This window comes from Roseovarius sp. MMSF_3359 (assembly GCF_030733385.1).
Classification (GTDB): Bacteria; Pseudomonadota; Alphaproteobacteria; order Rhodobacterales; family Rhodobacteraceae; genus Roseovarius.
Map to the genome: position 1 here is coordinate 23,734 of NZ_JASHJC010000003.1, position 19,331 is coordinate 43,064.

At 61.8% G+C, this 19,331-nt stretch carries 18 protein-coding genes and 1 riboswitch; of the genes, 11 read left to right on the forward strand and 7 right to left on the reverse strand.

Translation table 11 applies throughout. The features are described from left to right. Window positions 1–11: 11 nt before the first annotated feature. The 7 genes from RBB29_RS05195 to RBB29_RS05225 all read right to left on the reverse strand — a co-directional run bounded on the left by RBB29_RS05195 (window position 12) and on the right by RBB29_RS05225 (window position 9,718). Window positions 12–1,607, reverse strand: coding sequence for an ABC transporter substrate-binding protein (locus tag RBB29_RS05195; protein ID WP_306115355.1), 1,596 nt, complete (start codon window positions 1,605–1,607; stop codon window positions 12–14). Window positions 1,608–1,920: 313 nt separating this feature from the next. Further along, a complete protein-coding gene (locus RBB29_RS05200; RefSeq protein WP_306115354.1) occupies window positions 1,921–5,100 on the reverse strand; it encodes an efflux RND transporter permease subunit in 3,180 nt (1,059 codons plus the stop codon). Window positions 5,101–5,130: 30 nt separating this feature from the next. Further along, a complete protein-coding gene (locus tag RBB29_RS05205) occupies window positions 5,131–6,330 on the reverse strand; it encodes an efflux RND transporter periplasmic adaptor subunit (RefSeq protein ID WP_306115353.1) in 1,200 nt (399 codons plus the stop codon). Between the two features lie 135 nt (window positions 6,331–6,465). After that, entirely contained in the window at window positions 6,466–7,416 is a 951-nt protein-coding gene (locus tag RBB29_RS05210) for a LysR family transcriptional regulator (protein ID WP_306121114.1), read from the reverse strand. A gap of 240 nt (window positions 7,417–7,656) precedes the next feature. Then, a complete protein-coding gene (locus RBB29_RS05215) occupies window positions 7,657–8,451 on the reverse strand; it encodes an iron chelate uptake ABC transporter family permease subunit (protein WP_306115377.1) in 795 nt (264 codons plus the stop codon). After that, complete coding sequence (locus RBB29_RS05220; RefSeq protein ID WP_306115351.1) at window positions 8,451–9,203, reverse strand: metal ABC transporter ATP-binding protein; 753 nt, start codon at window positions 9,201–9,203, stop codon at window positions 8,451–8,453. The genes RBB29_RS05215 and RBB29_RS05220 overlap by 1 nt, the downstream gene beginning before the upstream one ends. After that, window positions 9,200–9,718: a transcriptional repressor gene (locus RBB29_RS05225; RefSeq protein WP_306115350.1), complete on the reverse strand. Its 519-nt coding sequence runs from the start codon at window positions 9,716–9,718 to the stop codon at window positions 9,200–9,202. The genes RBB29_RS05220 and RBB29_RS05225 overlap by 4 nt, the downstream gene beginning before the upstream one ends. 56 nt (window positions 9,719–9,774) lie before the next feature. Between RBB29_RS05225 and RBB29_RS05230 the strand changes: the two genes are divergently transcribed. The 11 genes from RBB29_RS05230 to RBB29_RS05280 all read left to right on the forward strand — a co-directional run bounded on the left by RBB29_RS05230 (window position 9,775) and on the right by RBB29_RS05280 (window position 19,309). Beyond that, the gene (locus tag RBB29_RS05230) at window positions 9,775–10,869 is read left to right on the forward strand and encodes a zinc ABC transporter substrate-binding protein (protein WP_306115349.1); all 1,095 of its coding nucleotides are present in this window, start codon (window positions 9,775–9,777) and stop codon (window positions 10,867–10,869) included. A 52-nt stretch (window positions 10,870–10,921) separates the two neighbouring features. Continuing rightward, complete coding sequence (locus RBB29_RS05235; protein WP_306115348.1) at window positions 10,922–11,569, forward strand: DUF1007 family protein; 648 nt, start codon at window positions 10,922–10,924, stop codon at window positions 11,567–11,569. After that, window positions 11,560–12,483 carry a nickel/cobalt transporter gene (locus RBB29_RS05240; protein WP_306115347.1) on the forward strand — a complete coding sequence of 308 codons (924 nt, stop codon included), beginning with the start codon at window positions 11,560–11,562 and terminating at the stop codon, window positions 12,481–12,483. The genes RBB29_RS05235 and RBB29_RS05240 overlap by 10 nt, the downstream gene beginning before the upstream one ends. Before the next feature lie 78 nt (window positions 12,484–12,561). Further along, a complete protein-coding gene (locus RBB29_RS05245) occupies window positions 12,562–13,653 on the forward strand; it encodes a GTP-binding protein (protein ID WP_306115346.1) in 1,092 nt (363 codons plus the stop codon). Continuing rightward, window positions 13,650–14,861 (forward strand): GTP-binding protein, encoded by a 1,212-nt coding sequence (locus RBB29_RS05250; protein WP_306115345.1) that lies wholly within the window; start codon window positions 13,650–13,652, stop codon window positions 14,859–14,861. Before RBB29_RS05245 ends, RBB29_RS05250 begins: the two co-directional genes overlap by 4 nt. Further along, window positions 14,858–15,493: a DUF1826 domain-containing protein gene (locus RBB29_RS05255; protein ID WP_306115344.1), complete on the forward strand. Its 636-nt coding sequence runs from the start codon at window positions 14,858–14,860 to the stop codon at window positions 15,491–15,493. The genes RBB29_RS05250 and RBB29_RS05255 overlap by 4 nt, the downstream gene beginning before the upstream one ends. Further along, window positions 15,490–15,771 (forward strand): DUF6525 family protein, encoded by a 282-nt coding sequence (locus RBB29_RS05260; protein WP_306115343.1) that lies wholly within the window; start codon window positions 15,490–15,492, stop codon window positions 15,769–15,771. The genes RBB29_RS05255 and RBB29_RS05260 overlap by 4 nt, the downstream gene beginning before the upstream one ends. Before the next feature lie 104 nt (window positions 15,772–15,875). Continuing rightward, window positions 15,876–16,088, forward strand: a riboswitch (cobalamin riboswitch). A gap of 100 nt (window positions 16,089–16,188) precedes the next feature. Beyond that, window positions 16,189–16,545, forward strand: coding sequence for a DUF1636 domain-containing protein (locus tag RBB29_RS05265; RefSeq protein ID WP_306115342.1), 357 nt, complete (start codon window positions 16,189–16,191; stop codon window positions 16,543–16,545). Further along, a complete protein-coding gene (locus RBB29_RS05270) occupies window positions 16,545–17,330 on the forward strand; it encodes an ABC transporter ATP-binding protein (RefSeq protein ID WP_306115341.1) in 786 nt (261 codons plus the stop codon). The genes RBB29_RS05265 and RBB29_RS05270 overlap by 1 nt, the downstream gene beginning before the upstream one ends. Before the next feature lie 13 nt (window positions 17,331–17,343). Next, window positions 17,344–18,288 (forward strand): ABC transporter substrate-binding protein, encoded by a 945-nt coding sequence (locus tag RBB29_RS05275; protein ID WP_306115340.1) that lies wholly within the window; start codon window positions 17,344–17,346, stop codon window positions 18,286–18,288. 1 nt (window position 18,289) lies between these two features. Then, window positions 18,290–19,309: an iron ABC transporter permease gene (locus RBB29_RS05280; protein ID WP_306115339.1), complete on the forward strand. Its 1,020-nt coding sequence runs from the start codon at window positions 18,290–18,292 to the stop codon at window positions 19,307–19,309. Window positions 19,310–19,331 lie beyond the last annotated feature (22 nt).

Below are 19,331 nucleotides of genomic sequence, written 5' to 3' on the forward strand. Positions count from 1 at the left end.
TGAGTGCCGCGTCAGTCATCGAACCAGACTTGGTCGAAAGAGCCATACGCGCCAAAGCCCGACAGGTCGTGACCCTTGAGCTTGGAGTTGTAGACGGTCAGGAACTTCATCTCGAACAGGTTCACAACAGGCATGTCGTCAGCCAGGATCTCCTGAATTTCCTTGTACATCGCACTGCGCGTGTCGGCATCGGCTTCCCGCGCGCCATCGGCCAGCAACTGATCGAGCTTGGGATTGCTGTAGCGTGACGAGTTCACGAAATGCGTCCCCTGCCGGATCTGATCCGTGCCGTAATGACGATGCACGCCGAGGACCGGATCAGGAAGCTGGTAGAAGTAGTTGACGTTCATGCGGAAATCGTAATCCGCATAGACCCGCTTCAGCCAGGTCGGCACGTCCTCATAGCGCAATTCCAGCTCGATACCGATATCGCCAAGCGCCTGCTTCATGTACTCACCCGCGCGGCGCCAATCTTCGCCATAAGGAATAAGATCCAGCACCGCCTTGGCCCGCACGCCATTCGCGTCGGGCGTGATCCCGGCGTCATCGAGGATCTTGACCGCCGCGGCCACATCCGCATTGGCCGGATAGTTCGGCATGCCCGGCGCATAAAGCCCGGTCGCCGCATAGCTGCTCGACAGGGCGCTGGTCGCGGGATTGCCATAGCCGAACCAGATGTTGTCGATCAGGAACTGCCGGTCAATCGCCGTCGAAATGGCCTGCCGGATCGCCGGGTTATCGAAGGGTGGCTCGGTCGTGTTGAACTCAATGAGCGAGACCGGGTTGATCATCGCATAGCCGTCGGTGGTCACACCGATACTGTCAAGCTCGCGCAGGCGCACGACGTCCACATTCGGGATCGCACCATAGGCGCCATAATGCACCTCGCCATTTTCCATCGCCGCTGCCCTCGTGGACGCATCGGGGATGAACCGGCCTACAATCCGGTCAAGATAGGGCAGGCCTTCTTTCCAATATTCCTCGTTCTTGTCGAGGCGGATGAACTGTCCCTTCTTCCATTCAACAAACTTGAAAGGCCCCGTCCCCACCGGGTTGTTGGCAAGGCTCGCGCTCTTGACGTCCTGCCCTTCGAGCAGGTGTTTCGGCACCATGGGCGACTCGTAGGCGCCCAGAGAGCGCATCATGTAAGGCGCGGGATTTGCCAGGTTGAAGACGGCGGTATGCTCGTCCGGCGTGTCGATCGAGGTGACTTCCTTGAACGAATTCGGGCCGCGCGGGTGCACTTTCCGGAGTACCTCCATCACCGTGAACTGCACATCAGCCGAGGTGAAAGGTTCGCCATCATGCCATTTGACACCCTGGCGCAGGTTGAACGTGACGGTCTTGCCGTCCTCGCTCACTTCCCAGCTTTCGGCAAGCGACGGGATCTCTTTCAGGTCCTTGTCGTAGTCGAGCAACCCATCATAAATTTTCGGCGCAACAAGCCCGATCGGGCCGGATGTCGAAATGTAAGAGGCCAACGACGGTGGCTCCGGCTGGACCAGCATCACGAGGGTGCCACCGGCCTTTTGCGCATGGGCGGCCAACCCGCTCAATGCAATCGAAGCGGCGGTAATCGCACCGCCCAACCAAATACTTATCTTCATATTACTCTCCCTGTTTTTTTAAATTTTTTGGGGTCGTAGCCGAAACCTGCCTGAATTTCAGAAGCCAAACAACCCTCTTGCTCCGGACCTACGACCTTTGTATTTCCCGCGACCGCGCATTCATGACCCAACAACCAAGATATTTGCCTTCGACCGTTTTTTCCCAGGGCACCAGAACTGGTGACACTTGAGGAAGCGCATAAACAAGGCGGCCTGGTGATAGCGCCATTCGGGTGTTTGCATGCCTGTGCTTGCAAAAGAAGGAGCCCGACAACCAGTGCCGGGCTCCCAGAGGGCGTCTTGAGGTGAGGGGTCAGACGCCGAAACCGGGGATCTTGCGCGCATCGTTCTGCAGCCCAGCCGGTCGCCTCGCCGAAAACCTCTCCTCAGTGGCCCGCAGCATCACATAGAAGACAGGGGTAAAGAGCAGACCGAACAGGGTGACACCAAGCATCCCGGAGAAGACTGAGACACCCAGCGCCTGACGCATCTCGGCACCGGCGCCAGTGGCCAGCATCAGCGGCACCACACCGAGGATAAACGCCAGCGAGGTCATCACAATGGGACGCAGGCGGGTGCGGGCGGCCTGAACGGCGGCGGCCCAACGATCCAGACCTTCATCTTCGGCCTGCCGGGCAAACTCGACAATCAGGATGGCGTTTTTCGAAGCAAGCGCGACGAGGACCACGAAGCCAATCTGCACGAGGATGTTATTGTCCAGACCTGCGATCCAAACGCCTGTGATCGCTGACAAAAGCACCATGGGCACGATCAGGATCACCGCCGCCGGCAGGGCCCAGCTTTCATATTGCGCGGCCAGAACCAGGAAGACGAAGAGCACGGCAAAGCCAAAGACGATTGCGGCGGTATCGTCGGTGTTCTTCTCCTGGTAGCTCAACTCGGTCCACTCATAGCTGACGCCAGCAGGCAGGATACGCTCGGCCAGTGCCTCCATCTTCTCCAAGGCCTCTGCGGACGATACGCCAGGCATGGTTTGCCCCTGAACAGCGGCCGCAGGGAAGAGGTTGTAGCGCGGCTGACGCAATGGCCCGGTGGTGTCCTCGAACGTGGCCACAGCCCCCAACGGCACCATGGCACCATCGTCCGAGCGGGTCCGCAGGCGCGCGACGTCCTCGGCCGTTTCGCGGAAGACTGCGTCCGCCTGTGCCACCACCGTGTAGGTCCGGCCAAAGAGGTTGAAATCGTTCACGTAGGACGACCCAAGATAGACTTCGAGTGCCTCGTTGACCCGGCTCACCGGCACGTTCAGCATCTCTGCGCGTTCGCGGTCGATCTCGGCCCAGACCCGCGGTGTCCCCGTGGAGTAGAGCGAGAAGACGGCCACCAGGCCGGGATCGGCATTGGCTTCGGCAGAAAGCGCGCGGGCGGCTTGTTCAAGGGCGACAGGGCCCACGTTACCGGTATCCTGCAGCATCATCTTGAAGCCACCACCGGTCCCGATGCCGCGCACAGGCGGAGGCGAAATCACGAAGATCGCCGCGTCATTGATCGCCGCCATACGCTGACGCGCTTCGGAAAGGACCTCTGCGGCAACGATGCCTTGTTCCTCGCGCTCCTCGAACGGTGTCGTGGTGAAGAAGATCACACCGGTATTGGATTCCGTTGTGAAGGTGGCACCGTTGAAGCCCGAGAAAACAGCGGCGTTTTCAACACCCGGGATGTCCAGCAGCTCGTCCACCGCACGGCGCACAACCGTGTCCGTCCGTTCAAGCGACGCACCCGGGGGCAGTTGAACAACGGTAATGTAATAGCCCTGGTCCTGCTCCGGCACGAAACCGCCCGGAACCTTGGAGAACTGCGCATCGGTCAGGATCATCAGGCCGGCGAAGACGCTCAGCATGATGGCAGGGACGCGCACGAGGCGTGTCGTTGCCCAGGCATAGCCGTCCGAGGCGCGATCAAAGCCCGTGTTGAACTTCGACAATGCCCAGATCACCGGCCGCATCAGCAGGCCGTGCTTTTTCTCGCTATGCGGCTTCAGCAGCATTGCAGCCAGCGAGGGCGACAAGGTCAGCGAGACCAGCAGCGAAATCGCGGTGGCTGCGGTGATGGTGACCGCAAACTGACGATAGAACTCGCCTGAAATACCGGCCACTGCCGCGGTCGGGATGAAGACCGCTGCCAAGACCAGGGAGGTCGCGATCAGAGCACCGGAAACTTCGGTCATGGTCTTGCGCGCGGCCTCACGGGGCGACAGACCCTCGCGGATATGCTTTTCGATGCCTTCGACCACGATGATCGCGTCGTCAACCACGATGCCCACGGCCAGAACGAGGCCGAAGAGCGACAGGTTGTTGATCGAATAGCCAAGCGCGGACATGACAGCAAAAGTGCCGACCAAGGAGACGGGGATCGCCAGAATGGGTGTCACCGCCGCCCGCCAGGTGCCGAGGAACAAAAGCACGACCGCGATTACGAGGATCACGGCCTCGACCATGGTGGTGATCACCGCGTCGATAGAGGCGCTGATGTACTCCGTCGGGTTGTAGATGACGTCATATGTCAGGCCCTCGGGGAAATCCTCGCTCAATCGTTCAACGGTGCTGAGCACCTCGGCCGCGGTCTCAAGCGCATTTGTACCAGGGCGTTGGTTCACGGCCATGGCGACGGCGGGGTTGGTATCCAGATAGGCGCGCGTCGTGTAGTTCGCCGCGCCCAGTTCCACGCGGGCAATGTCGGCCAAACGGACAATCCGGCCATCTTCACCACGTTTCACGATCACCCGCTCAAACTCGGCAGGATCGGCCAGGCGACCAGCGGTTTGCACCGAAACCTCGAAGTCGGCGGCTTCAGGCGTGGGTTGCTGGTTCAGAAGGCCCGAGGCGACCTGAGCATTCTGAGCCCGCAAGGCAGTCAGCACTTCACCGGGCGTCATACCAAGGGCGGCGATACGTTCCGGGTCAAGCCAGATCCGCATCGCGTAATCACGCGCGCCAAAGATCGTCACATCGCCAACGCCGCCCAACCGGGTCAATTCATCGCGGACACGCTGCGCCGCATTGGTGATGTAAAGATCATCGCGCGAATTGTCGGGCGAATACATATGCACGACCAACAGGAGGTCAGGTGAGGCCTTTTGCGTGATCACACCAAGCCGTTGCACGGTTTCCGGCAAGCGCGGCTCGGCAATGGCAACACGGTTCTGCACCAGCACCTGCGCGGCATCCAGATCGGTGCCCAGCTCGAACGTGACGGTGATGGTCAGGTTGCCGTCACCGGTGGCCTGGGACGAGAGGTAAAGCATCCCCTCGACACCGTTGATTTGCTGCTCCAGCGGGGTGGCGACCGTGGCTGCGATGGTCTCAGCCGACGCGCCGGGATATTGGGCGCGCACCTGAACCGTGGGCGGGGCCACTTCGGGATATTGCGCGACCGGCAGCGTGAAGTAGCTGAGCGCGCCAACGATGGTGATAAAGGCCGAAATCACGATTGCAAAAATCGGTCTATCAATAAAGAAATGCGGAAGTTTCATTGGAATGTCCTCACCTAGGGTCGCGACGCGCTAGCGCATCGCGATATCCGTGTTTTCGGAAATGTCATGGCTGCGCACGGCAACATGCGCGCCCGGGGCCACCATGTGCAGGCCGGTCACGATGACCTGTTCGCCGCCCGCCAGGCCGTCGACGATGCGCAGGCCGTCATGTTGATCGTGCAATGTAACCTCGCGACGGGCGACGGTGCCTTCGGCATCGACGGTCATGACGAATTTGGTTGCCTGGTCCGAGCCGATGGCGCGATCCGGGATCAGGACCCGCTCGCTGTCGGTATCGGTGGCCAAGCGCATCCTGCCGAACATGCCGGGCGTCAGCGTGCCATTGGGGTTGTCCAGAACGGCGCGGCCGCGAATCGTGCCGGTCGCACGGTCCAATTGGTTGTCGATGAAGTCGATCCGGCCCTCGTGGGAAAAATCGGCCTCGTCAACAAGCTGAACGGCAACCGGCAGGGTCGCGGCGGCGGCGCGGAAACCGGTGTTTTCATTGGCCCGGATGTAGTCCAGGAATTGCTGTTCCGTCGCATCGAAAACGAAGTGGATCGGATCAAGCGACACGATAGTGGTCAGCGCATCCGATGCGGCACCCGCGGATATGAGGTTCCCGCGGCTCACGAAATCATCCGAAATCCGGCCCGTCACGGGCGCATGGATTTGCGTGAAACCAAGCTCCAGCCGGGCGCGATCAACGGCGGCCTGGGCTGAGGCAATGCTGGCCTCGGCAATCGCCGCGTCCTGCAACCTGCTGTCGAGGACCGATTGGCTGATATGGCCATTATCGCTGAGCTGCGCCGCACGTCCGAGTTCGCTTTGCGCCAGTTCTGCTGCCGCCTTGGCTTCGGTTACGCGCGCTTCAGCTTCGGCGAGGGCTGTCTGATAGGGGCGCGGATCAATCGAAAAGAGCAACTCCCCTTTCTGGACAACATCACCGGGCTGAAAATAGACCGCCTCCAGATAGCCCGATACCCGGGCACGGATCGCCACCTCGTCAACGGGTTCAAAACGACCCGTGAATTCGTCCCATTCGGTAATGGTCCGGCGTTCAGCGGTGAAAACGTCCACCGTCGGCGCTTGCATTTCCTGCGGCGCTGCGGAGGCTTCGGCCGGGCGGACGAGGCCGGCGATATCCACTTGCGAAGAGCCGTACCAGGCCCCCGCGGCAAGCACTGCACCGATGGCGACACCTGAAAAGAGAGAAGTCTGATTTGCCATTTTTTCTATCCTAAGCAATGAGGCGAGTGCCCCGTCTTGGGAGTAGAATGTCGCATCATGGCATGGCTTGGGTAGCCCGTCGCGGGGACGGTCACTATTTCCTGTCAGGACATAATCAGACAGACCGGGGTGCGATCAGGCGTCGGGATCCAGAAAGTTCGGCGGCTCGGACACCAGGAAATCCACGAAAGCCCTCACACGCGGCGCCACCAATCGGCGGTCGAGATATACAATAGAATAAGGGAAACGCTCCATCCTGTGGTCCTTCATCACTTCGACAAGACGTCCGGATGAAAACGACTCTCTCACGAGAAAGCTGGGCAGTTGTGCCAAACCCAACCCGGCCTCGGCAGCGCGGTGGATCGCATCGATATTATTTCCCACCAGGACGGGATCAAGCGTGCGACGCACGGTTTCGCCCTTGCAATCGAAGATGAATGGGAACAGCAACCCGGTGTTCTGGACCCGGTAGTGAATACCGCGATGGCACGCGATTTCTTCCAGCGTCTCCGGCTGTCCATACCTTTCGATGTAAGATGGCGCAGCGCAGGTATGAATCGTGTCCTCGAAAAGCCTGCGCGCCACGAGATTGACGCTGTCGCCCAGGTCGCCAAGGCGGATCGCCACGTCGATCCCCTCGCTCATGAAATCGACGATGCGGTCCTCAAATTTGAGCTCGACCTCCACGTCCTGAAAACGGCACATGAAGTCCAGCACACGCTCGATCAGCCAGACCCGCCCGAAAACGGCAGGCGCGGACACGACCAGTTTTCCGCGCGGCTCTTCCAGGCTGTCCGTGAATTCGGATTTCAGGGCATCCGCATCATCCAGTAGCTTGCGCGCACCTTCCAGGAACCGCTCCCCTTCAACAGTCATCGAGACCGCGCGCGTCGTTCGCGACAGGAGCTTTGCACCAACTTCTGCTTCGAGCCGCTGCACGGCTTTTGATACGGCAGAGGTGGTCATCCCAAGTACACGCGATGCCGCGGCAAAGCTGCCGGCAAGGGCAACTTGGACAAAAACGCGAAGGTCTGAGAGGTTATCCATTCTTGTGTGCCCTGCAGTCTCCGGACCTTTTATGCCCACCAATCATGTTGGTTTTCAATCTTCCTGATGCGCGAAGGACCTGTCTTCGATGTGAAGGCGATAGCCGGTGGCAGAGGCCAGTGATTCAAATACACAAAACGACGCGGCGTCGGAGTACGGCCAGCGGGCAGTTTGATGATGATCGCGCCGTTGGTGTGTTGGACCAGAGGCCGTGGGGCGCTATTACGCACCAGGGCCCTACCAACGCGATCCCCGGCAAATTGATGCGCAATCCGCCTTTCAGCGGGAGCGCGGCAGCACGCTGAACATGCTGGTCACCGCAAAACAGATCGCAGCGACACAGACGATCGTGGGACCTGCGGGCGTGTCGAAAACATAGGCGCTTTGCAGACCCGCCACCGCAGAGAATGTGCCAATCAGGGCCGCGGTGACTGCCATGCCCTCGGGCGTGCGCGACAGAGGCCTTGCGGCGGCTGCCGGGATGATAAGCAGCGCCGCAATCAACAGCACCCCCACCACCTTGATCGCAACGGCCACGGTGATCGCCAGGGCAAGGGTCAGGACAAGTTTTTCGCGGTTCGGGTCGATGCCGCAGGAATAGGCAAGGTCCTCGTTCAGGGTGGAGGTCAAAAGCTGCTCCCATCGCCAGGCGATCAGCGCCACGACAAGCGCCGCCCCGCCCCAGATCACCAGCAGATCAGCGCGGGAAACCGCGAGGATATCACCGAAGAGATAGGCCATCAGGTCGATGCGCACCCCGGATAGAAACGACACCGCAACCAACCCGAACGCCAATGCGGAATGGGCCAGAACGCCCAATAGCGTGTCCATCGCATAGCCGCGCCCGGACAGGGCCGACACGGTCAACGCCATGACCATCGCCACCGCGACAGCCCCCACGAAGACCGACAGTGACAACGCAAGCGACAGCGCCACACCCAGGATCGCAGCATGGGCCGTCGCATCACCGAAATAGGCCATGCGTCGCCAAACAACGAAACTCCCCAGTGGTGCGGCAGCACAGGCCACGCCAACGCCCGCCAGCGCGGCGCGTACCATGAAATCATCAAGTATCATTCGGCCGCCTCATGCGGGTGGTGGGTGTGGGTGCAGGCATCGTCATGGGCATGGTCATGATCGTGCCGGTAAAGCGCGAGAGCCCCGCCCGTGCCGCTGCCGAAGAGTGCGCGATATTCCGGTGCGGAGGATACGATCTCGGGCGAGCCCTGACAGCAGACATGCCCGTTGAGGCATATGACACGGTCCGACGCTGCCATCACGACATGGAGTTCGTGGCTGATCATCAGGATCGAGCAGGCGGTCTCATGACGGACCTCCTCGATCAACCGATAGAAAGCGGCTGATGCCGGTTGATCAAGCCCCTGCGTGGGTTCGTCGAGCAATAGCAGGTCAGGCTGATTTACCAGAGCGCGCGCCAACAAAACCCGCTGCAACTGCCCGCCAGAGAGCTGCGACATTTGCTTGGGCCCGATATCCGGCACACCGGTGCGCTCCAGCGCCGCCTCGAGCGCCACCCTGCCCGCATGACGCGGCAGACGCAGGAACCGCTCCGCCGTGATCGGCAAGGTCGGATCCACATGCAGGCGTTGCGGGACATAACCGATGCGGAGCCCCGGTTTCCGGGCAATCGACCCGCTGGCCGCGGGCAGCGCACCGACGATGGCCCGCAAGAGGCTGGTCTTGCCGGACCCGTTCGGGCCGACGACGGTAACGATCTCGTTTGCCTCAACCACGAGGTTCACATCGTGCAGAGCTTGATGCGCGCCGTAGCGGACGCTCAGGTTTTCGACGGTGATCAGGCTCATGTGTCGGCCTTGTCCGCGCATGTCGGGCAAAGCCCTTCGGCCTCGACTACGGTGCGCTCGATCAGGAAGCCCGCTGCCCGGGCCGCATCGCCCAAGGCCCCCCGGGCGGGCATCGACTGCGTCTCGGCCACCGAATCGCAGGAACGGCAGATCATGAACGCGGGGTAATGCGCCGTGCCGGGATTTGTGCAGGCGATGAAGGCGTTCAGTTTTTCGATCTTGTGGACAAACCCGTTGCTGACAAGGAATTCAAGCGCCCGGTACGCCACCGGCGGCTGCGAGCCGAAACCGGCCTCTCTCAGCCGGTCGAGCACCTCGTAGGCGCCAAGCGCGGAATGTTCCTGCAGCAGGATCTCAAGGGTTTTCCGCCGGACCGAGGTAAACCGGAGGCCCTCTTCGGCGCAGCGCGCCTCGGCCGCAGCCATGCCGTCCCGGACACAGGCCGCATGGTCATGCTGTTCGAAACCGACCGCGTCGGGATTGCCGTTTCCGCTGCGAGAGGCGCGACTTGTCATGGATTATCGTTTCGTCTATCGAAGGTGTAATGTTATACAATCACATGGAGAGCCAGATGTCCAGAAAGCTTGTCGCCCTTGGGTCCATCGCATCAATTCTCGGTGGCACGGCGCTGGCGGAGGTCCCCGATGTCGCCACGGATGTCACCCCTGTCCATTCCCTCGTGGCCCGCGTCATGGAGGGCGTCGGAACGCCGGAACTGGTCATTGCGCAGGGGGCAAGCCCGCACGAATACAGTCTGCGGCCCTCCGAGGCCCGCGCCTTGCAGGACGCCGACCTGGTCTTCTGGATCGGTGAGGACCTGACGCCTTGGATGGAAAACTCGATCGAAACCCTTGCCGAAGGCGCGAAGGTGATTTCGCTGCTTGAGTCAGATGGCACGGAGTTGTTGGATTTCCGGGAAGGCGCGCTCTTCGAGGCGCATGACCACGATTCACACGGTCACGGCGATGAGGGCGACGATCATGACGGCCACGATGATGCCCATGACGACCACGCCGAGGAGGAAGAACACGCCCACGACGACCACGATGAACATGACGAACATCATAAAGATGAGGGCCATGAGCACGACGACCATGCCGAGGCGGATCATGACGATCACGACGGGCACGACGACCACCATGGGCATGACCACGGCGACCATGACCCCCATGCCTGGCTCTCGGTTGAAAATGCGTCCGTCTGGCTGAACACCATTGCCGCGGCGCTGTCGGCGGCAGATCCTGACAATGCAGGCACCTACTATGCCAACGCCGCCGCAGGGCGCGAAGAGCTGGCACAACTGGTCGGCGAAATTGGCGGTGTGCTGGAGCCGGTGCGCGGCAAGCGGTTCGTCGTCTTCCACGATGCCTACCAGTATTTCGAGACCGACTTCGATTTCCCCGCTTCTGGCGCGATTTCCCTGTCGGATGCTTCGGACCCGAGCCCGGCCCGGATCGCCGAAATCCAGGAACGCGTGGCAAACGAAGGGATCGCCTGCGTCCTTTCCGAGCCGCAATATGATCAGAAGCTCGTTGCGACGGTGATGGATGGCACCCCGGCAAAGACGGCAGTCATCGACCCGCTCGGAGTTGATCTTGAGCTCGGCCCGAACCTCTATCCGCAGCTTCTGCGGAACCTTGCCACCTCGCTGGCCGGGTGCTTGTGACCCCTGACCCTGCGTGGCACCGTGATGGTTTCGAAACGCCCAGGAGAACGTCATGATGAGACGGCTTGGAAGTCTTTTACTACCGCTGCTGCTCCTCCAGGGGCCGGCCCTGGCGCACCCGCATATCTTCGTCGATGCCAAGGCCGGATTCAGGTTCAACGATGCCGGTCAGGTGGCCGGGTTTCGCATCTCCTGGACCTATGACGCCTTCACGACACTTTTCCTGTTCGACGTCCTCGACCTCGACCGGGATGGCGACGGTGCGCTCGATGACGCGGATTACGCGGCCATCCTGCGCGGCGAGACCGAATGGCAGGAAGGTTATGTGGGCGACATCTACTTCGAGGTGAACGACACTGTTAAGCCGCATCTTGTGCCGGTTGACGCCGAGGCCCTTTATCGTGATGAGCTTATCACCATCCGGTTCGATCTGCCGCTTGCGACGCCCGTCGATGTGGCCGGTCAGGATGTGGTGCTCAGGCTATACGATCCGAACTATTACTATGCCTATACCGTGGCCGAAATCACCAACGCCACCCACCTGCCCGATGGCTGCGCTGTTGATCTCGTGCCGTTTGAACCAGATGCGCTGACGAGCGACCTTCTGGTGGCACTCGGCAGCCTCTCGCGCGAGGAGCAGCCGGAACAGGAAGGCATCGGCCGGATGTTCTCGGACGAGGTCATCCTGAAATGCGGCTGAACTGGATCTGGCCCTTTGCCGTGGTTGTTGTGCTGGCATTGGTCGCCTGGACGGTCATACCGTGGGGGGATCTGGGCCAATGGGCCTCGATGAAACAACAGGAATTCCAGAATGCCATGGCCCGCGCACTTCATGCCATCCGCCGGGGCGATGCGCAGGCGCTTTGGCTTCTGTGCGCGGCGACAGCGGCCTATGGGGTGGTGCACGCGATCGGACCCGGCCACGGCAAGGTGCTGATCGGCGGCGCGGCCTTTGCCAGCGGGGCCACTTTCCGGAGGCTGGCGGCGCTGACCCTCGTGTCGAGCCTTGCGCAATCGCTGACGGCGATTTTGCTGATCGGGGTGCTGGTCTTCGGGGCGCGGATCGGGGCGCGCGAGGCAGCGGACCTGACAGAAACTTGGCTTGCACCGCTCAGCGTGGCCGCCATGGGGGCCATCGGGGCGCTCCTTGTCTGGCGCGGCTTGCGATCCTGGGGGCGGCTCGTGACCCGTGCCAAGACCAACCATGGCGGTCACCATCACCATCATCACCACCATGCCCATGACGATCACACCTGCGGCTGCGGTCATGCTCATGGCCCCTCGGTGCAGGAGGTCAAATCGCTTGAAACCTTCCGGGATGCTGCGGTGCTTGTCGGCAGCATCGCAATCCGCCCCTGTACCGGAGCACTTTTTGTGCTGGTCATCGCCGCGCGGTTCGATGCCTTTGCCGCCGGATGCCTTGCGGTCCTGACCATGGGGCTCGGCACGGCGACATTCAACCTGATCGTCGCCGGCGGTGGCGGCATGGCGCGCCGTCTTGCGCTCCTTGGACAAGGCGCCGATACCGATGGGGTGATGCGTCTTTCGGCGCTTTTTCACATGATCGGCGGCGGCCTGATCCTATCTTTCAGCCTCCTCGCTCTCCTGATCTGATGCCGCCTCGTTTCGCCGGTGCTTGCATTCCCAAAATGTTATGTCATAACATAACTTGAATCACAGTTCCGGGATATCATGACCGATCAAACCGACCCCCGCCTGCCTGTCACCCTGCTCACCGGATTTCTGGGCGCGGGCAAGACAACGCTCCTGAACGCCATCCTGCGCGATGACAGTTCCGGCCGCATCGCCGTGATCGTGAACGAGTTCGGCGAGGCCGGGCTTGACCATGATCTGGTGGAGACATCGAAGGATGACGTGATCCTCATGCAGTCGGGGTGCCTGTGCTGTTCGATCCGAGGCGATCTTTCGAAAACAATCTGCGACCTGCTGGTGCGGCGTCACAAGGGCGCTATCGCTTTTGACCGGGTTGTCATCGAAACCACGGGCCTCGCCGATCCCGCCCCGATTCTGCAGACATTGCTTGTCGATCGGGCGCTGGCGTCGACCTTGCGCATGGATGGGGTCGTGACACTCGCCGATGCCGCCGCCGGCCCCGCGACGCTCGACGCTCAGTTCGAAGCCGTGTCGCAGGCCGCGATGGCCGACCTGATCGTCATCAGCAAGACCGACCTGGTGACGAAAGCCGAAGCAAAGGCGTTCCGGGACCGGCTACGCCAGATCAATCCGACGGCGCGCATGGTTGCGTCGGACCATGGCGATCTGCCGCCCGACAGCATCTTCAACCTCAGTGGCCTGCGGCGCGACGCGAAGTCGGATCAGGCGCTGGCGTGGATGGCGCCAACCAAAGCTGATCCCCTGGCCAACCTGTCGGGCCTCGCCCCCGCCAAGGAAACCCCGACATTTTCCCCGCATGACGAGCGGATACAGTCGATCTCTGTCGTGTTGGATCACCCCTTGCCCAGTGCGGCGTTCGATATTTGGCTCGACACGCTGATCGCTGTCAGGGGGTCGGATATCCTGCGGGTGAAAGGAATTGTCTTTCTCGAAGGTATTGACGCGCCCTTTGTCTTTCACGGCGTGCAGCACATCTTCGATCCCCCGGTCCAACTGAACGACTGGCCCAAGGGCAACACCCGCTCGCGGATCGTTATCATCGCACGGGATATCTCGCGCCCCGAACTGCAACGCGGCCTTGAAACCCTGCGCGCGACGCAACCTGACGCCGCATCCGGCGACACCCTCAACGAAGAGCTTGCAAAATGACCGATACACGCCTTCCCGTCACCGTGCTTTCAGGGTTCCTAGGCGCGGGCAAAACCACCTTGCTCAACCGTATCCTCAACAACCGGCAGGGCCGGCGCGTGGCGGTGATTGTCAACGACATGTCCGAGGTCAACATTGATGCCGACCTCGTCCGCGCCGACACCGAGTTGAGCCGGACCGACGAAACACTTGTCGAGATGTCGAATGGCTGCATCTGCTGCACGCTGCGCGATGACCTTCTTGCCGAGGTGCGCAGTCTCGCCTCGGAAAAACGGTTCGACTACCTCTTGATTGAATCAACCGGCATCTCAGAGCCATTGCCCGTCGCAACCACGTTCGAATTCCGGGACGAAGACGGCGAAAGCCTGTCGGATGTGGCGCGATTGGACACGATGGTCACCGTTGTCGACGCGGTCAATCTTCTGAAAGACTATTCCAGCCATGACTTCCTTCATGACCGTGGCGAGACCATGGGTGACGAGGACGAACGCACCCTGGTGCACCTGCTGACCGATCAGATCGAGTTTGCCGATGTCGTGATCCTCAACAAGGTATCGGATGCCGGTCCGGACCGCACCGATGCCGCCCGCAAGATCATCCGCAGCCTGAACGCGGATGCGGAGATTATCGAGACAAATCAATCCGATGTTCCCGCCGACCGCATCCTCGATACCGGCCTTTTCGATTTCGAGAAGGCGCATGAGCATCCGATGTGGGCCAAGGAACTGTACGGATTTGCCGACCACGTGCCGGAGACCGAGGAATATGGCGTGACCTCCTTCGTCTACCGCGCGCGCCGACCGTTTGACCCGGAAAAGATCATGGCCGTGTTGAATGGTAACATGCCTGGCGTGATCCGGGCCAAGGGGCATTTCTGGATTGCGACCCGGCCGGATTGGGTCGCGGAGTTCTCGCTTGCCGGCGCGTTGTCCAGCGTCGCGCCCATGGGGACATGGTGGGCCTCGGTGCCGAAGGACCGGTGGCCCGATCACGAAGGCGCGCGAAACTATGTCGCGCAGCATTGGTGCGAACCGTGGGGCGACCGCCGGCAGGAGATCGTCTTTATCGGCGCAGGGATCGACTGGCCGGCGCTGAAGGCCCGGCTGGATGCCGCCCTTGTGGCCGAAGACCTTGCCCCCGGCCCCGATGCGCTCCCCGATCTGCCGGACCCCTTCCCGATCTGGCGCCGCGCGGAGGCCGCTGCATGAGCCTGCAACACGGGCTGCTCGAACACGCGGCAATCGGCGTGGGGATCGCGTCGGCGGCCGCGGATCTGTCGGTCATCCACAAACCTGGCTGCGCCGCCGCGATCTGGCGCCGCCAGGTCGGGCCCGGCCTGCAATCCTACCTGGATGCGCTCGATCCCGCCGTGTTCCCGCGGGCCCGGATCATGCTCCGCCCGGACGCCGTTCATCGAACCGTCACAGAGTTATGCGCCGCCTCGGGCATGCCCGACACCGACGAGCGGGCAGCGTGGATTGACGATGTCGCACTACTGGCCGGTCAATTCGCGGTCCTCACAAAGGCGCCCTACCTCCGCCTGAGGCTTGAGGTCGTGACGACCGATGCCTGCCGCAAATTCCATATCGACGCGGTCACGGCCCGCCTGATCTGCACCTATCGCGGCACTGGCACGCAGTATGGCATTTCGACCAATGGCGCCGAGCCGTCGCGCGTCTTCACCGTGACGACCGGCATGCCCATGATCCTGCGCGGAACATTATGGCCCAGCGATCCGCCTTCGGGCCTCATGCACCGCTCTCCCCCGATCGAAGGCACGGACGAGGCGCGTTTCGTCCTTGTCCTCGACCCGATCTTCGATCCGGAGGAAGAAGTATGAGTGGCAATCTTGGCGCCACCCACCTCAAGAAGCGCCGCCGTAAGGGTGACCCGATGGAGGCGTTCGACGCGCTTCCTCCGGAATTGCGGATCTGGCTGACCAAGGCGGCGCTGCCATGGTCGCCCCGGTCCTGCGCAAAGATCTGGACCCGGGCGGCGCGGGAGGGATTGGTCCCTGCGGACAGGATCGAGCGCCTTGAGGCCTGCGAATTGCGCGCGCTGAAGCGCGAGGAGACCAGGAACGGAACATACGTCAAGGAGGTCGGATTTTCTTCTTAGGGCGACGCTTCGTTCACGCGAGAAATGCGCAATGACCACTAAGACCAAGGCCTGGATTTCTTGGGCCACGGTCAAATCCAGCGTTGACAGGCGCGTTGCTCTCTTTCAATGGTTCAGGAGATGGTTCCCGCGCATAGCGATATCGGGATTAATAGGGAATACGGTGTGGTGTAGCCAAAAGGCGCCAAATCCGTGACTGCCCCCGCAACTGTAGGCGGTAAGCGACGCTGAGACACCACTGACCCACGCAGGGTTGGGAAGGTTGGCCAAGCTAGGACCCGCAAGTCAGGAGACCTGCCATCTTGTTTTCCACGAACCCAGGGCGGGGCGCTCTGGAAGGAGGCTTTATGGCACGGCCCTTAAAAGACGGCACATTTGGCACCTTCGATCTGCGCCTGGAAATTGGCGGGGATCGAGATGACCAAACCGGCTGATCATTTCATTCTCATCTGCACCGGCTGCAATGGCCGCGCGGCGGCCGGAAGGGTGCGCGCGGCGCTGACCGCCGATCTTCCGCCCGGCTTTGCCATTCGTGCTGTCAATTGCATGGCGGGCTGCGACCGGCCCGCGACCGTCGGGTTCCAGGCGGCGGGCAAGGCGTCCTATCTCTTTGGCGATATCGAAACCGCCGCCGACCTTGCGGCGCTTTCCAGTTTCGCGCGGCAGTACCGCGAAAGCCAAAGCGGTTGGACATCGGCCACGGACCGCCCTGCCGCGCTTTACACCAAGACCCTGGCCCGCCTGCCCGGTTTCGCAGCGGCGGAGGACGCCTGATGCCCGCGCCCGCCTTTCTGTCCGTGCGCAACCTGCACTACCGCACCGCCGCGGGCGAAGTGCTTTTGCGGGACGTTTCCTTTGACCTGCACCGGGGGGCAACCCTGGCCATTACCGGCCCGAACGGGGCGGGCAAGACCACGCTCTTGAACCTTCTGGCGGGGCTCGAAGAAATCACGTCCGGCGATGTGACCCTTGACGGACAGAACCTGCGCGACCTGCGACCGCTAGAACGCGCGCGGCAGATCGCCGTGGTCAATCAGCAGTCCTTCACCGATCCGCGCCTCTCTCTGCGCGACTATGTTGCCCTGGGGCAGACGCCGATCTGGGCCGATCACGCTGCCCGCGATCACGCGGAGGCGCTGGACCATGTCCTGTCGATCACGCGCCTGACCGGGCTTTCGACGAAACTCATGGGTCAGATTTCGGGCGGTGAGCGGCAGCGCGCTCATATTGCCCGCGCCCTGGCGCAACGGCCACAACTTCTGTTCCTGGACGAGCCGACAAATCACCTCGACCCGGACGCCAAGGGGCGCATGCTGTCACTGATCTCCGCGCTTGGCATCACCGTGGTGATGATCCTGCATGATCTGGTCCTGATCCCCGAATTCGCGACCCATGTCGCCTTGATGAAAGAGACGCGCATGACCGCCTTCGGCCGGGTCGATCAAGTTCAGACCCCCGACGCGGTCCGCGACATCTTTGGCGTGGGCTATCACCTGCTGCCGCATGAAGGCCGGCAGATACCGGCACTCGACATCCGAAAATCAAACACTCCAACCTGAGGGAACACCCGAAATGAAACAACTTTGGTCTGCCTGTATTATGCTGGGCCTGGCTGCACCGGCGGTGGCAGAGATCACCGTCGACAATTGCGGCAAGCCGCTTGTGATCGACGAGACGCCCGAACGCCTCGTGGTGCATGACATGAACATGACCGAGATGGCCTTTGCCTTGGGGCTGCAGGACAAGATCGTGGGGCTGACCGGCATCACCGGATGGTACAAGACCAGCCCCACCTTCGACGCGCAGCGTGGCGATATCCCCGAACTGGCGCCGAAATACCCGACCATCGAAAACCTGGTTGCGGCCTCGCCCGACCTGTTCTTTGCGGGCTGGTATTACGGCATGAAACCGGGTGGCGAGGTCACGCCGGACACCCTGGCGGCCTTTGACATCAAGACGATGGTCCTGACCGAAAGCTGCGTGCACCTGAGCAAAGATCGCCCCGAGGCAAGCATGGACCTGCTTTTTGATGATGTGATGCGGCTTGGCGCGGTCATGGATGTCGAACCCAAGGCGGCGGATCTGGTCGCAGGCTGGAAAGAGCAGCTCTCGACCATCGAAGCCATGACCGCCGATCAGGCAAGGCCACGTGTCTTCCTGCTCGACGGCCCTGCCGATGCGCCCTTTACCGCCGGTAAATTCGCCATCCCCGACGCGATGATCGCGGCGGCGGGCGGCGAGAATGTCACCCATGACCTGGAAACAAGCTGGGGCCGCACTTCTTGGGAGGCCGTCGCGGCGAGCAATCCGGAATTCCTCGTCCTTTTGGATTATCAGACCGGAAACGGCGCGGCAGATACGTTCAAGTTCCTGCAGGACCATCCCGTGATGGCGACCACGGATGCGGTCAAGAACGAACGCTGGATCGGGCTGCGCTACGAAGAGCTGACCCCCGGCCCCGCCAATATCGACGCGATCGAAAAGATGGCCAAGGCGATGCACCCGGACCTGTTCTGACTTGAGCCGATTTGGCGCAACGACCCTCATGGGGGCGGCCCTACTGGCCGCCCTTATCCTGTTGTCGGTTCTTGTCGGCACGACCTCGATCCCGCTCGCCGAGATCACGGCGGCCCTGCGCGCGGGTCTTGCGGGGGCAGATACCGACCCCTCCCCGACGCAGCGGATCATCCTGGAGCTGCGCCTGCCCCGCGCCCTGTTCTCGGCCATCATCGGGGCGGGTCTTGGCATCGTGGGGGTTGTCCTTCAAACGACAACGCGCAACGACCTAGCCGATCCGTTCCTCTTTGGCCTCTCCTCCGGCGCTGCTGCGGGGGCGGTATTCGTGATCACCGTGACGGGCGATGTGCTCGGCATCTGGACCTTGCCGTTGGCGGCCTTCTGCGGTGGCATCGTGGCATCGCTGATCGTCCTTGCCCTTGTGCACAGCCTGCGCAACAGCGCGCCGGAAAAGCTGATCCTAGCAGGTCTGGCGGTGTCCTTCCTCTTCGCGGCCATCACGAATTACCTGATTTTCGCCGGGGATAGCCGCGCGGCACACTCGATCGTGTTCTGGATGCTGGGCGGGCTGGGCCTGTCGCGGTGGCAGACCCTGCCGCTTGTCCTCTTCGGCCTGCTGCTGATCTTCGCCTATGCGTTCTATCGGCGGCGCTGGCTCGACGCGCTGCTGGCCGGCGACCGGACCGCCACCAGCCTCGGCGTACCGGTGCAACGGCTGCGCATGATGATGTTTCTTTGCGCGGCCCTCAGCACGGCAACCTTCGTATCGGTGGCAGGCGTCATCGGTTTTGTCGGGCTGATGGTGCCGCATCTGGCCCGCGGCCTCGTCGGAACGCTGCACACCCGGCTGATCCCAACGGCGGCGCTGATCGGGGCCACGCTCCTGACGGCATCGGATATCCTGTCCCGCATGGTTCTCGCCCCGCAAGAGATACCGGTTGGTATCGTCACAACCTCAATCGGCAGCTTCTTTGTCTTCGCCCTGCTGATCGGTTTCAGGCCAAGGAAAAACCGGCAGTAACCAATTCGTTGGCACTCATGCC